Below are 13,987 nucleotides of genomic sequence, written 5' to 3'. Positions count from 1 at the left end.
TCGAGAGCATGGCGCATGAGATGGCCGACACCCTGGGCGAGTTCCTGCGGGCCCGGCGCGGGCAGATCAGCCCGGAACAGGTGGGGCTGCCCGCGGGCGAGCGGCGCCGGGTACCCGGACTGCGGCGGGAGGAGGTCGCCCAGCTGGCCGGCATCAGTCCCGAGTACTACCTGCGCCTGGAACAGGGCCGTAACCTCAACCCCTCCGAGCAGATCCTGGCCGCCCTGGCCGGCGCGCTGCAGCTCGACGAGGACGCGGTCGCCTACCTGCATCGCCTCGCCCACCCCGCCCCGCCCGCCCGCAGGCCGCGCACCCGCACCCGTAACCAGGGCGATCTCCAGCCGCTCCTGGACAGCTGGGCGCAGACCCCCGCCTACGCCCAGGGGCCTGGCGGACGCGTCGTCGCGGCCAATCGGCTCGCGGTGCTGCTGTGCCCCTTCTTCGCCGTGGGCCACAACCCCCTACGGGCCGCCTTCCTCGAACCCGAGATGCGCAGCCTCTACCCGCAGTGGGACGACATGACTGCCAAGGCCGTCTCCGGCCTGCGCGCCATGCTCAATATCGACGACGCCGACCCGGAGCTGCTGGAGACCATCGGCGAACTAACCGTCGCCAGCGAGCGTTTCAGCACTCTGTGGACCCGCCACGAGGTCCGCCGCCGCGACACCGGCTACACCCGGTTCAACCACCCGCTCGTCGGTGAGCTCGACCTGCACTACGAGAAGATGGTGCGCCCGCAGGTTCGCCAGCTGATCGTCGTCTACTACGCCGATCAAGGCTCCACCAGCGCCGAGCGCCTGACACTCCTGAGCAGCCTCTGACACCGTGCGAGGACGGCGAACTTCAGTGCCGAGCGCACTCGGGCAGCCGGGTGCACTCGGGGTGCCGGGTGAAGGAGCGCGTCCTACGCTCGCCGTATGCCTCGCCGCCACATCCGTGTCACCGGTGCACCGGAGGCTCCCCTGCGAGCAGCCCTCCGCGCGCTGCGGACCGAGCTGGGGGTGTCGGAGAGCTTCCCGCCCGACGTCCTCGCCGAGGCCGCCCGGCCACCCCGTCTGCCCTCCTACGACGCGACGGACATCCCCCTCTTCACCATCGACCCCCGGACGTCCACCGACCTCGACCAGGCGATGCACCTCGCGCGCCGCGAGAAGGGCGGCTATCGCGTCCAGTACGCCATCGCCGACGTCGCCGCCTTCGTCGCACCGGGCGGCGCCCTGGACGCCGAGGCCCACCGCCGCGTCATGACCCTCTACTTCCCGGACGAGAAGGTCCCGCTGCACCCGACCCAGCTGTCCGAAGGGGTCGCCAGTCTGCTCCCGGACCAGACCTGCCCGGCCGTGCTGTGGACGCTCGACCTCGACTCGGACGGCCGTACCGAGGCGACCGACGTACGCCGTGCCCTCGTACGCAGCCGCGCCAAGCTCGACTACACGCACGTGCAGAAGCAGATCGGAGAGGGGACGGCCGAGGAGCCGCTGGCCCTCCTCAAGGACATCGGGGAGGCCCGTGAGCGACTGGAGGTCGAGCGCGGCGGCATCTCGCTGAACGTCCCCGAGCAGGAAATCCGCGACGAGGACGGGACGTACGAACTCGTCTACCGCGCCCCGCTTGCCGCCGAGGGCTGGAACGCGCAGCTCTCCCTGCTCACCGGGATGGCGGCGGCCGAGCTGATGCTCTCGCACGGCACGGGGGTCCTGCGTACGCTGCCCGCCGCCCCGGACGGTGCGGTGGGCCGGCTCCGCCGCACGGCACAGGCCCTCCGCATCGACTGGCCGCACCATGTCTCGTACGCGGAGCTCATCCGCTCCCTCGACCCGCACTGGCCGCACCACGCGGCCTTCCTCCAGGAGTGCACGACGCTGCTGCGCGGCGCGGGCTACACGGTGTTCCGGGACGGCGTCCTTCCGGAGGTCACCCTGCACGCCGCCGTGGCCGCGCCCTACGCCCACTGCACGGCCCCCCTGCGCCGCCTCGTCGACCGCTACGCCTCGGAGCTCTGCCTCGCGGCGGCCGCGGATCAGCCGCCCCCCGAGTGGGTTCTCGCGGCCCTCGACGACCTCCCCGGGCAGATGGCCGACGGCGCCCGGCGCGCGGGCACCGTCGAGCGCGAGTGCGTGGACATCGTGGAGGCCGCGCTGCTCAAGGACCGGGTGGGCGACATCTTCGAGGGCTGCGTGGTCGACGTGGAGGAGCACGAACCCACCGTCGGCACCGTGCAGTTGGAGTCCCCGGCGGTCTTCGCGCGCGTCGCGGGCGGCACGACGGGACTGCCGCTGGGCGAGCGGCTCCGCGTCCGGCTCATGCAGGCCGACCCGGGAACGGCGAAGGTGCTGTTCGCGCCCGCGTGAGTGCCCGGCGGGCCAACCCTGACGGCGCTTTTGATCGTGCGCCACGATCGAGGGAACAGTCCCCGATCTCATGGACGGGTGATCCCCCGATGTCCCAGTCTGGCGATCGACCGAAGGAGGGGCGTGACATGACTGCCATGGCACACGAGCCGCTCACGCAGGCGGAGGTCCTGCTGGAGGGCTTTCTCGCCTTGGACACCCCGGAGGGTTTCCGGGCGGAACTGATCGAGGGGGAGATCGTCGTGACGCCGCCGCCGGACGGGGACCACGAGGACTACATCGGCCTGATCGTGAACCAGGTGATCAGGCGGTCCGCGACCGACATGCAATTCTCTGGGAACAAGGGCCTGAAACTGAAGAGCGGGGGCGCCTGCCCGAAGAACCACGCGATCCCGGACGGCACTTTCGCCCCTCTGGAGCTGCGTCTCTATCGGGGCGCCGACTCCTGGATGCCCTGTGACGGTGTTGCCATGGTCCTTGAGGTCACGTTCACCAAGCCGGGGGCCGACCGAGAGGCCAAGCGCCGCTGCTACGCGCGCGGCGGCATCCCGCTCTACCTGCTCATCGACCGCGACGCCTCATCACTGACGCTCTTCAGTGACCCCGAGAAGGACGACTACCGGCAGGTCTGCATGCTCCCCTTCGGCAAGTCACTCGCCCTCCCGGAGCCGTTCGCCTTCGATCTGGACACGACAGACTTCCTCTGAACGCCCTCGCTGACCCACCCCGACCGGTGCCGAACCCCGGCCGCGCCCGGGTCAAGCGCCGGCAGGCTCCCCGAACCATCGCCCCAGGGCCTCGACGAGCGCGTCCTCCGGATCCCCGGCCGACCCAGCGTGTGCACCGCCTTCGACGGGCTGGAGCGGGTGGTGTCGTCGATTCCTTGACGGCTAACGCCGTTAGCCATAGAGTCTGGCTAACGGCGTTAGCTTGACGTCGGGAGACCCCTAGGAGGCAGTCATGAGCACGGTCACCGCCGGCCCGTCCCGCTCCACCCTCGCCGTGATTCGCCGGACCGCCTGGCTGGCCTCGGCCCTGTTCTGGTCGGCGTTCGCGGTTCTCGAAGCCGTGAACCACGGCTGGCTCGCGGGCACACTCGCCCTCGCGTTCTTCGTCGTCCCGGACCTGACCTTCCTGGTGGCCCTCGACGACGCGCCGCGTATGGCGAAGGGGCAGCTGCCGCCCCGCGCGGTGCCGTACTACAACGCGCTGCACCGGGCCCTCGTCCCGCTCGCTCTCGTGGGGCTCTACGCGATCGGGCCCGTGACCTGGGCCCCCGCGTTCGCGGCCCTGTGCGGCTGGCTCGCCCACATCTCGTACGATCGCGCCTTCGGATACGGACTGCGGACGAAGGAGGGTTTCCAGCGTGGCTGAACGACTGACCGCACGGTCCGCACGGTCTCAGGAGATCGTGGAGGCCGCCCGGACGCTCCTGGAGGAGTCCGGCCCCGCCGCGCTCACCATGCGGGCCCTCGCCGACCACCTCGGCATCAAGGCCCCGTCCCTCTACAAGCACTTCCCCGACAAGCAGGCGGTGGAGGTCGAGCTGATCGCGCAGATGCTCGCCGAGTCCGCCGAGGCCATGGAGGCCGCCGAGGCGCGCGAGCCCGGCTCGCTTCCCGCGCTGGCCGAGGCGTACCGCGCGTACGCCCTCGCCCACCCGCACCTCTACTGCCTGGCCACCGAACGCCCCCTGCCGCGCGCGTCCCTCCCGGCGGGCCTGGAGGACCGGGCCGCCGCACCGCTGATGCGAGCGTGCGGAGGCGATCTGGACCTGGCCCGCGCGACCTGGGCATTCGCCCATGGAATGGTGATCCTGGAGATCCACGGGCGATTTCCGGACGACGCGGACCTGGACGCGGCATGGAAACGGGGGACACGGGCGTTGCACTGAGAGGACTGGAGGAACCGGGGGACAAGGACCGTGACCGTACGCGAAGAGGCCCGCTGGACCCGGGCCACTCTCGGCCGCGACGGCCGGCCCCTGGACCTGCTGACCGCCCGCTTCGACACGTTCCGCTATGCGCCGCACGCCCACGACGAGTTCACCATCGGCGTCTGCGTCGGCGGCTCCGAGGTCATTGACTACCGCGGCGGTCACATCCGCACCGGCCCGGGCTCCATCGTCGTCCTGGCCCCCGGCGAGATGCACACGGGCGGCCCGGGCAACGCCACCGACGGCTACGCCTACCGCGCCCTCTACGCCGAGCCCTCCCTCCTCACCGAGGGCACCCTCGGCGGCCTCCCGCACTTCCGCGACCCCCTCCTCGACGACCCCGAGCTGGCGGCCGCGCTGCGCACCGCGCACACCGAACTCAGCGTCTGCCCCGACCCGTTGGAGGCCGAGTCCCGCCTCCCGTGGCTGTTCACGGCCCTGGCCCGGCGCCACTCCACGGCTCGCCCGGCGTGCGACACGGTCCCGGGAGCGGCCCACATAGCCCACGCCGTACGCGACCGCCTGGCCGACGAACTCCAGGCACCCCCTTCCCTCGCCTCCCTCGCCACGGACCTGGGCTTGTCCCGCTACCAGCTCCTGCGCGCCTTCCGTACGACGATGGGGATACCGCCGTACGCCTGGCTGGCCCAGCACCGGGTGAACCGGGCCCGGGGGCTGCTGGAGTCCGGGCTGCGGCCGGCGGAGGTGGCCTCGCTCGTGGGCTTCGCGGACCAGGCACACCTGACGCGCTGGTTCCGGCGGGTGCTGGGGGTGACCCCGGCGGCGTACCGCGCGAGCGTGTTCCCGTCGCCGTAGCGCAACAGCGTTCAAGACGCCGCACGTCGAGGCGGCCGAAACTGCCCGCATGACTGCACGTGGCTGGTTCCTGTTCTCCCTGATGGGAGTGGTCTGGGGCATCCCCTACCTGATGATCAAGGTGGCGGTGGATGGCGTGTCCCCGTCCATGGTGGTGTTCACACGCTGCGCGGTAGGCGCCGCGCTGCTGCTCCCGTTCGCGATACGCCAGGGCGGCCTGACCCGAACCGTACGAACCCACTGGCGCCCGATGCTGGCCTTCGCGTGCATCGAGATCATGGTCCCCTGGTGGACTCTCACGGACGCCGAACGCCACCTTTCCAGCTCCACCGCGGGCCTGCTGATCGCGGGCGTGCCGATCGTCGGTGTCGCCGCGGCCCGCCTCTTCGGCGACACGGAACGACTCGGCGCCCGCCGCATGACAGGCCTGGCCCTGGGCCTGTCCGGCGTCGCGGTCCTCACCGTCCCGCACCTGACCGGCGGCGACGCCCGCTCGCTGGCCGAGGTACTGCTGACGGTCGTCGGCTACGCGACGGCACCCGTGATAGCCGCCCGCCACCTCAAGGACGTACCGTCGCTCCACCTCACGGCCCCGTGCCTGGCCCTGGCGGCGCTGGTCTACGCCCCCGCGGCGGCGGCCACCTGGCCTGCGGAGGTGCCGTCCGCCGAGGTCCTGTCCGCCCTTGCCGGCCTGGGCGTCATCTGCACCGCGGTCGCCTTCGTGGCCTTCCTGGAACTGATCAAGGAGGCGGGCCCCACGAGGGCGACGGTGATCACGTACGTCAACCCGGCGGTAGCGGTGGCGGCGGGAGCCGTCTTCCTCAACGAAACCCTGACCCCCGGCACCCTCGCAGCCTTCACCCTCATCCTGGCGGGCTCGGTCCTGGCCACGGCGACTGCCGGTCCTCGGCGCCCCGCCCGCCCGGTACCATGGTCGACACGGCAGACGAGCCGGGCGGACGGCCGCGTGGAGGTTCTTGTGGACCTCCCCGAGGAACGTCCGGGCTCCACAGGGCAGGGTGGTGGCTAACGGCCACCCGGGGTAACCCGCGGGACAGTGCCACAGAAAGCAAACCGCCGGGAGCTTCGGCCCTCGGTAAGGGTGAAACGGTGGTGTAAGAGACCACCAGCGCCTGAGGTGACTCAGGCGGCTAGGTAAACCCCACCCGGAGCAAGGTCAAGAGGAGCCGCTGTAAAAGGCGGCTCTGCGCGGACGTTCGAGGGCTGCCCGCCCGAGTCCGCGGGTAGACCGCACGAGGCCGACGGCAACGCCGGTCCTAGATGGATGGCCGTCTCCCCGGCCGCCGCGAGGCGACCGGGCGACAGAACCCGGCGTACAGCCCGACTCGTCTGCCGCTCCGTATTTCCGCAGGTCAAGGCGCATGTTTGCTCGTTGAACAAACTGACCGGGGCGAATCTGGGTCGAATCCAGGCTGTGTGGGTGGGTGACGGCGCGGAGATGGCTCGTATCGTCCATCCTGTCCTACTGATATGGGGTGTGCGGGGCATATGGGGCACCTGTCGGGTGCAGGATGCGGCCCCAAGCCAGTGGCCAGCGAGTTGGGACGCTTCGGACGTCTTCGAAAGTATCGTCCGGTGTGTCTCCCTGCTGGCGGGACTGGGCGCAGGTCATTCCGTCCGCTGTGACTCGCTGGTGGATCCGCTTTCGGGGGGTGCTTGCCTCACGCGTTGTGCTGCGTCGAGGTCTACCTCGATCGTCAGGTTCTCGCGGTTGTCGTTGATCCTCGCGGCGAGTGCCTGGATGGAGGTGGCGTCGAACCGGTATCGCGGTGGCCAGTCGAGTATGGGATTGACCGGTGGCCAAATCGGCACGGCAGAACCGTGAAAGTCCTCTAGGGGAGCGAGGTCCCCTTCGTGGAAAGGGATAAGCACCTGGAACGCAACCTTGACCACCGAGAAGGTGACGCACAGGCCGAGGAAGCCGTCACTTGAATCGTTCCCTGGCATGTAGATCGGGCGCGACACCACAGTCAGCGGGTTCACGTCGTGGTAGGCGGCGATCCAGACCCGCATCCCGTGATGAGGTTGGCGGAAGATCTCCAAGCCCTGCCCGGCGCCGTGAGGAACGATGTTGCTGCCTATCGCATCGAAGAGGATGGCCATCTTGGCGGCCCACAGGGCGAGTCGGCCTTGGGTGTGCTCGTCCAGCGATCTCACGTGGAAGAACATCGGGACAAGGATGTCCTTGACGTCGTTCTCCAGCGTTGACATCCATGTGTTGTTGCAGTGCTGGCAGACAGGTGTTGTCGGCCAGTTGATACGCCGCCGATGGGGATCCGAGCTCCGTACGCCGTGGCGCTCCATCTCGCGCACGAGCCACTTGGGGTAGATGTCCTCGTCGGTGGGCTGGGCGTGTGGGTCCTGGCAGAAGGGGCAACGGCCTGGTGGAGGGGCCATCCAGTTCGTGTGGGCCTGGCCTTCGAGACTCGTGTCGATATCCATCGTGGTCAGGATGTCGGCCAGTTGGGCTCTGCCCGCGCGGAGGAGTTGGACAGCCGTTCCGAGGCAAGCGCGGTGAGCTGCCCCCAACATATAGAGCGGTTCGTCATTCGGTGGTGGAAGGGGATCCGAGAACATGCGTCCTACGTCGACGCGTGTTCCGATCAACCAGCTCCCAGAGCGCGTGCCGCCGATCTCCACCCATGAGCCGCGGGCGCGCTTGACGAGCTCGCCGCAACCGGCGAGGCAGTCCAGTCTGCGCCAGTCCCAACTCCATGAACTCCATGCCGTCGCCATGGCTAAGCGTGACAGGGGCTGAGCTGATCTGTCCCGAAGATTTCTGCAGACAGCATTTGCCCGCAGCCGAATCCGAAAAGCGGCAAAGCTTCAGTGCCGGCCAGCAGCGGTGTGGGGCAGTTGACACCTGTCGGCAGCCGGGCGTGGTGTCAAGGCCGCCTGGCTGGCGGCGAGGCAGGTGGCAGGGATGGATCACGCCCAGCATTGCTCCGACGTGACCCACCTGCTGGCGCTTGGTAGTGATCGGGTTTTGACGCCGCTCAGTGGGTGAAGAGGTTGCCCAAGCCCAAACTCGGCCGGACCATGGAGTCATGGACTACCGTCCCCTCCTTGCTCAGCACGCTGTCCAGCTCACCCACGACACACCGCGGTGGGACGATGCCGCACAGATCGCCGGGCTCGACCCATACGTGTGCAAGGCCTCGTACGTCTGCGGTGTCATGCGCGAGTTCATGCAGGCCTCTGGGCTCAACTTCGAGCACAACTACCACCTAGGGTCGCTCTTCCTCGCCCTCGATGCCACCGAACTACTCGGCCGGATCGTCAGCGGCAAGCGTGGAACAGACGGCAGCACCGAAGTCCTTCGGACGGGTGTGAGGTACCTGGAGGGTCACGCTGATCCGCAGGCCAGGCCCTTGCCGCACTCCGCAGCGCAGTACGCGAAGCTGAGGAACTTTGCAGGGCATGGCGCAGCGCAGCTCGCGCGTACCGTGGCCTTCACCCCTGACTCGACTCAACTGCTGCTCCGGCACTTGGCCTACGTGTTGAACACGATGTGGGAGGATCCATCTCTGTCGGCCAACCTGGCCGCAGCTGAGATCCATCCGCTATTCACCGTGGTCAAGGGAAACCGACAGCCGGTGTATGTGCGCGACACCCAAGAGCACCTCATGACATCTCAGCCGGCCGACGGTCTAGAGCACGACTGCTGGCGATACGACGAGGCCGCGATCCTGGACAACTCATCTCCGTCAGCGAGTGGAACCGCTTGACCACGATGAACACGCCTCCAGCAAGTCCACCGCTCACGCCGGTCTACCCGTACAACAAACCGGGCCGGCCCATCCTCCTGCACGACGGCCCGATGGGTGGGCTCGGCACAGATGATGTCCCTGGCCGCGTCGAGCTGACCTGCTCAAACGGGTTCAACCTTGAGTGGGAGGTTGGCGGTGGCGCGACGCCGGGCTTCGCCAACCGAAACCAGGTTCCCCTGACGCTTCGTCGTCCCATGGGCGACATGACCCTGCCTGGGTTCCCCCGGAACGTCGATGGTGGTTGGTCGAACGGAGCCGTCTTCGGGAACTCCGATGCTCCCTTGAGCCGAATCCTCGTTCATTGGTTCAACCTGCCCAACTGGCATGGACCGTTGGGACTGGTAGAGGAGACGCCGCGCGGCAAGCATGAATGGTCGGGCCGATGGTCGCTCGAAGCCAATGGATGGAAGATCACGCTCGACGTTCGTCCTGACCACCAGCAGGTCTGGCAGGAACTCCACAAGACCGACGTGTACGTGATGACGCACGTCATGGAGGTGCGTCGCGCCGATGATTCCGTCTTTACGGCCGACGAAGCCGACCCGTTGCTGACGGCGCTGCACGTCGGGATCTCGTTTGCCCTCGGTCGCTGGGCTGCCCCGATGCTGCCCGTGGGAGAAGACAGCGACGGTCGAGTGGTCTGGGAGCAGTGGCGAGCCGCTCACTGCGACCCGGCACGCTCGAACAGCGATGGCTGGTGGTACGACCAAGATCACGAATCGCTCGGCGACTTCCTGCGTCTGGCGATCGCCGCCTTCCTCGACCCGGACAAACTCACGCCCCTGCGATTCCAGATGATGTACGCGATCTCGGCCTTGCGGAGCCGAGACTTCGTCGAGCCCCGAATCATCATGGGGACAGCCGGCTTGGAGCACATCATGTGGCAGAGCCTCGTCTTGAGCGGCCCCCTGACCGAGCGGGAGTACAAGCGGCGGCCAGCTCACGACCTGCTCCGCACGGTGCTGCGCGCCGCCCAGATTCCGGTCGCCATCAACTCTGGCCCGTTGACGGCAGCCGCGCAGCACGCCGCCGAGGTGAAGGCAAAGGAGAACAAGGACATCGACGGGGCCGATGTCGTCACGTGGGTCAGGAACCGGCTGGTACACCCGCAAGAATCGCAGGAACGGGTCTACGGACTGGACGGGCTGACGCGAGATGCATGGCTTCTCGCTCGCCACTACCTCGTGTTGCTGATCCTCAACTCGCTCGGATATACCGGAAATTACCGGGACCTCACCTGCATCGCGGGCTGGGTAAGCGACGTTGCCAAGGTGCCTTGGAGCTGAACGCAGTGGGGCGACCATGGGCCAGGCTCGGACGGATGCCCGTGAAGGGCCGTACTTAAGGTTGTTGGCCGCAAGCCGTCAACGACGCCAACCAAGAAGAGGCTTCCGAATCATCAGGTCAAGCCCGCCACTTTTGTTAGGAGTCGTAAAGAGAATCGAGCGCTACACGCGGCAGCTGTCGATGTGGGTGACTTCGCGGTAGTCGACGATGGTGGGGCTGGCCATGGACTCTCGGTAGACAAGGACGGCACGGCCGTAGGGCCAGGCAGTGTCGTTGCCGAAGTTCTGCTGGGCTTCGGAGCAGCTGCCGAACATCAGGCCGCGGACGATGTCAGTGAATCCGGTGTCGTCACGGTAGTCCTGTCCTTCCGGGTAGATGCCGGGGCCGAAGGTGACGAACATGGTCTGGGCTGCGGGGTTGAAGGTCACGGTCACGGTGTCGCCCATGTATTGCTGTCCCTGAAGGATTGGCGCTGCGTCCGTGATCAGGTGCTGTGCGGCAGTCTTCTCGGCCGAGGTGGCTGGGAGCCGGGCTGAGGCCCATTCGTCCACGTTGGGCTGGGCGTTGTCGCTGCGGGTGTAGGCGGGGGAGGGGATGGTAGCGCGCTGGGGGGTTTGAGACGTCGCTGGCGCCGAGGGGGAGGCCGTAGCAGGGCTCGTTGCCTGGGAGGTGGACTGCTGGGCCGCGACGGTGGCAGTGGCGGCGTTCGTGTGACTGCTCGATGTGGGGGCCTGGCCGTGGGCGGAGTTTGATGATTGGGAGGCAGCCGCGAGGGCACCGCCGAGACTGCCGAGGACGGCGGCGGCCACGGCGACCGTCAGATACAGGCGTGTGCGGTTACCGTGCCTGGGCGGGGTGGGCCAGGCGGGTTCGGCTTCAGGTGTCAGGTCCCTGTGCGCGCTGACGAGGTCGGATATCAGGGTGGGCTGCTGGTCGTCAGACGTGAGAACGGCGGTCGCCTCGGCTGAGAGCAACTCGGTGCACTCACCCGCGAGTTCAGCGGCACTCGGCCTATCGGACGGGTCCTTGGATAGAGCCTTCTCCACCAGGCGCCGCAGGCTGGTCGGTACGCCCTCCAGGTCTGGCTCGGCTTGCATTACGCGGAAGGCCACCGCATCAGCGGCGCCGCCGCCGAAGGGGAGGCGGCCAGTGGCTGCGTAGCCGAGGAGGGCTCCCCAGGCAAACACGTCGGCTGGGGAGCCGACGGCGCCGGTGCGGTAGTGCTCGGGACTGATCCAGCCGGGCGTGCCGGTCATCACTCCGGTGCGGGTGACCGAAGTGCCGTCCAGGGCGTGGGCAATGCCGAAGTCCAGGACCTGTGGTCCGGAGGGGGCCAAGATGATGTTCTGCGGCTTCACGTCCCGGTGGATGACGTCCTGCGCGTGTACAGCGGCGAGTGCGGCCGCGGTGCCGGCGGCCAGCGCGTACAGACGCCCTCCGGACAAGGGGCCGTTGGCCGTCACGTGCTCGTTGAGGGTGAGGCCGGGGATATAGGGCGTGACGAGCCAGGGCGTCGCAGCCTGGGTGTCGGCGTCGCGGACCGGAACCAGGCACGGCCCGGTGACGCGCTGGGAGAGCTGCACTTCCCGCCGGAATCGAGCACGGAACTCATCGTCTGCGGCCTGAGCTGGATGCACGACCTTGACGGCGACACGCTCGCCAGTAGCTGTGAGAGCGGCGTACACCGTGCCCATACCGCCGGATCCCAGCCGCCCCACGATGCGGTAGGGACCCACCCGGCGCGGATCGCGGGGCTGGACCGGCTGAACATGGTTGGACACGACGGCTCCCCCCAGATGACTCACGGCCGACATCGGCCGCAACAATGGGCAGATCGTATCGATGTAATGCGCCGCGTAGCTCAAGAACCACAGCCCGCCCCAGCCGTGCGCCCGCCCAGGCAGCGACGGAAGAGTCGTAGCGTTCGGTCACAGGTACGCGGCGAACGAGATGCTCGCGCTGCACTCAACATCCCTTGGGTTGCTGCAGGATCGAGTGGAATGCCTGGCCGAAAGCGGTCACCGTCAGACCTTCTGCAATCTTCGGCGGGCGGGCATAGGTGTCCCAGGTTTCGGTGAACCGGGCGTGACGTGAGAGCGATTGGACTGTCTTCGGATCGTGCTGGCCAGGGCCGCCGAGGGTGGTGGTGTAGAAGCTTTTGAGATCATGGAAACGGGCGTGTTCAGGGAGACCGGCCCGGGCGACGACCCGTTGCCACTTCTCGTTGAAGTCGCTGCTCTGCACGGGCCTCCCGTATCTGTTCGTCACGATGAGTCCTTCGTCAAGTAGCTCTACGTGACCCCGATCCCGACGCTTGCGCGCCGCGTCGCGGGTGATCGGTTCTGGCTCGCTGAAGTTGGCCACATGGGCCGCCAATTGCTCGATCAGGAAATGATCCACAGGCAGGGTCGCATAGCTGGCCTTCGTTTTGAGCGGTGCGGCCTTGCCGCGCTGACGTTGCTCTTGGATGTAGAGCAGGTCTTCCTGCCAGCCCACGCACGCCCGCGTCAGGCCCAGGGCCTCGCCGGCACGTAGTCCTGCGCATGCGCCGAGCCAGACCAGGATCTCGTAGCGCGGCTCGATCTCCCGCATGGCCACGGCAGCTGCGGTCACCTCCGCGGGAGTCAGGGAGACTCTTCTGTTGTCGATTTCGGGAAGCTCGATGCGGGACACGATGTTTGCGGGCAGCGGAATGTCTTCGTCCATCATGTAGTGGATGAGAATGCGCCACGTCTTGAAAATCTGGACGATCGTGCGGGCTGATCTGAGGCTGGGTTTCTCCAGCAGATGATCGATGAAGGCCATCGAATCGCGACGCCGCAGTGATGCTGGAAGGCGGTTTCCCGCGAACGGGAGAATGTGGTTGTGGAGGTGGCTCTCGTAGGTGTTGATCGTGCTGGGTCTCTTTTGCTTCTTCCGCTTGCGCTCGATCATCTGCGCTCCGAAGAATGCGACCCGTGGACCGCGTGCCGACTGGCTCGCGCCCGTCGCGGTCACATCTTGGTTCGCTAGTTGGCCGAGCCGGTCGAGGGCTTCCTGCCAGGTAGCGAACGACTCTCTTTGCTCTTTCCTGAGGTGATCGACGTAGCGAGCCTGCCAGCGGAGCCCCCGTCCGTGGTCCGCTGACGGGTAAAGGGGACGGTTCTTCGTCCCGCACCTAACAGGGTGTGTCACCTCGGTGGGGTTTTGGATATGACTTGTGCCATCGATCGAATGGCAACACGAGTCTGGCCATATGTTCTCGTTCATTGCTAGTGAGCTAGTGGCCTGCTGTCACACCTGGGTCTGGTCGTTTACGTCGGGCGAGGTGCATGGGCGAGTGGTGCCGTAGTCGCGCGATCATTCGCGTGTGCTCACATGCAGGATTTCCAGCGCGAAGCCCGATCATGCACAGCTGTTCATGGTCTGGAGGAAGTTACGCGGGTGATGTCGCTGTGTGCCACCACGCGAACCGTCACCAGATCCCCGACTCCTGTCCCTTGGTATGCAGATTCGACGTCTCAGGGAAGGTCGCGGATACAGCCTGGAGCAGCTCGCAGAGCGCAGCGGGTTGAGTTTCCGCGGACTCATCTATATCGAGCACGGGCAGCGCAGCCCCAGCGTGCTCACTCTTCTGGACATCGCTGCTGGACTTGATGTAGAGCCGGGGGAACTCGTCAACCACATCACCCGGGAGGAGTCCGGCAAGCCCGGGTCTCAGTAGTCCGGGGCAATCGGATGGCCTCGAATTCTTCCTGGGGTGTGATGAGCTCGTAGGGGCTGTTGGGCGTCGCGATTCCTCCGGAAGATCCGCGCAGGCGGTGCGC

The 13,987-nt window shown here is 67.4% G+C and carries 12 protein-coding genes, 1 other RNA gene and 1 pseudogene; 11 read left to right on the top strand and 3 right to left on the bottom strand.

Annotated elements, in window-relative coordinates:
- The first annotated feature begins 8 nt into the window (after window positions 1-8).
- The 8 genes and pseudogenes from IEY95_RS43930 to rnpB all read left to right on the top strand — a co-directional run bounded on the left by IEY95_RS43930 (window position 9) and on the right by rnpB (window position 6,456).
- Window positions 9-821, top strand: coding sequence for a helix-turn-helix domain-containing protein (locus tag IEY95_RS43930; protein WP_189191891.1), 813 nt, complete (start codon window positions 9-11; stop codon window positions 819-821).
- A gap of 96 nt (window positions 822-917) precedes the next feature.
- A complete protein-coding gene (locus IEY95_RS43925; protein WP_189191890.1) occupies window positions 918-2,351 on the top strand; it encodes an RNB domain-containing ribonuclease in 1,434 nt (477 codons plus the stop codon).
- A gap of 128 nt (window positions 2,352-2,479) precedes the next feature.
- Window positions 2,480-3,058, top strand: a complete 579-nt coding sequence (locus tag IEY95_RS43920) for a Uma2 family endonuclease (RefSeq protein WP_229703787.1) — start codon at window positions 2,480-2,482, stop codon at window positions 3,056-3,058.
- A 253-nt stretch (window positions 3,059-3,311) separates the two neighbouring features.
- Window positions 3,312-3,725 (top strand): DUF4260 family protein, encoded by a 414-nt coding sequence (locus IEY95_RS43915; RefSeq protein WP_189191889.1) that lies wholly within the window; start codon window positions 3,312-3,314, stop codon window positions 3,723-3,725.
- A gap of 4 nt (window positions 3,726-3,729) precedes the next feature.
- Window positions 3,730-4,245, top strand: a complete 516-nt coding sequence (locus IEY95_RS43910; protein WP_189191938.1) for a TetR/AcrR family transcriptional regulator — start codon at window positions 3,730-3,732, stop codon at window positions 4,243-4,245.
- Between the two features lie 30 nt (window positions 4,246-4,275).
- Entirely contained in the window at window positions 4,276-5,103 is an 828-nt protein-coding gene (locus IEY95_RS43905) for an AraC family transcriptional regulator (protein ID WP_189191888.1), read from the top strand.
- A gap of 49 nt (window positions 5,104-5,152) precedes the next feature.
- Window positions 5,153-5,932, top strand: a pseudogene (locus tag IEY95_RS50915) (DMT family transporter); the annotation flags it as partial.
- 118 nt (window positions 5,933-6,050) lie between these two features.
- Window positions 6,051-6,456: RNase P RNA component class A (gene rnpB, locus IEY95_RS43895), an RNA gene on the top strand.
- Window positions 6,457-6,732: 276 nt separating this feature from the next.
- Here rnpB and IEY95_RS43890 read toward each other — a convergent pair.
- Entirely contained in the window at window positions 6,733-7,566 is an 834-nt protein-coding gene (locus tag IEY95_RS43890) for a hypothetical protein (RefSeq protein WP_189191887.1), read from the bottom strand.
- 605 nt (window positions 7,567-8,171) lie between these two features.
- On the opposite strand from IEY95_RS43890, the gene IEY95_RS43885 reads away from it, so the two are divergent.
- On the top strand, window positions 8,172-8,852 hold the full coding sequence (locus tag IEY95_RS43885; RefSeq protein WP_189191886.1) for a hypothetical protein: 681 nt from the start codon (window positions 8,172-8,174) through the stop codon (window positions 8,850-8,852).
- 5 nt (window positions 8,853-8,857) lie between these two features.
- Window positions 8,858-10,180, top strand: coding sequence for a YopA family protein (locus IEY95_RS43880; protein WP_505994279.1), 1,323 nt, complete (start codon window positions 8,858-8,860; stop codon window positions 10,178-10,180).
- Window positions 10,181-10,342: 162 nt separating this feature from the next.
- Here IEY95_RS43880 and IEY95_RS43875 read toward each other — a convergent pair whose 3' ends face one another.
- Both IEY95_RS43875 and IEY95_RS43870 read right to left on the bottom strand, forming a co-directional pair.
- Window positions 10,343-12,046 (bottom strand): serine/threonine protein kinase, encoded by a 1,704-nt coding sequence (locus IEY95_RS43875; protein ID WP_229703784.1) that lies wholly within the window; start codon window positions 12,044-12,046, stop codon window positions 10,343-10,345.
- Between the two features lie 100 nt (window positions 12,047-12,146).
- The gene (locus IEY95_RS43870) at window positions 12,147-13,115 is read right to left on the bottom strand and encodes a tyrosine-type recombinase/integrase (protein WP_189191884.1); all 969 of its coding nucleotides are present in this window, start codon (window positions 13,113-13,115) and stop codon (window positions 12,147-12,149) included.
- A 550-nt stretch (window positions 13,116-13,665) separates the two neighbouring features.
- Here IEY95_RS43870 and IEY95_RS43865 point away from each other — a divergent pair.
- The gene (locus tag IEY95_RS43865; RefSeq protein WP_229703783.1) at window positions 13,666-13,884 is read left to right on the top strand and encodes a helix-turn-helix domain-containing protein; all 219 of its coding nucleotides are present in this window, start codon (window positions 13,666-13,668) and stop codon (window positions 13,882-13,884) included.
- The last annotated feature ends 103 nt before the right edge of the window (window positions 13,885-13,987 follow it).

Source organism: Streptomyces albiflavescens (assembly GCF_014645835.1).
In the GTDB taxonomy this organism is placed as follows: domain Bacteria; phylum Actinomycetota; class Actinomycetes; order Streptomycetales; family Streptomycetaceae; genus Streptomyces; species Streptomyces albiflavescens.
Note: the sequence above shows the minus strand (reverse complement) of the source record. Positions and strands in the feature narration are given on the sequence as shown.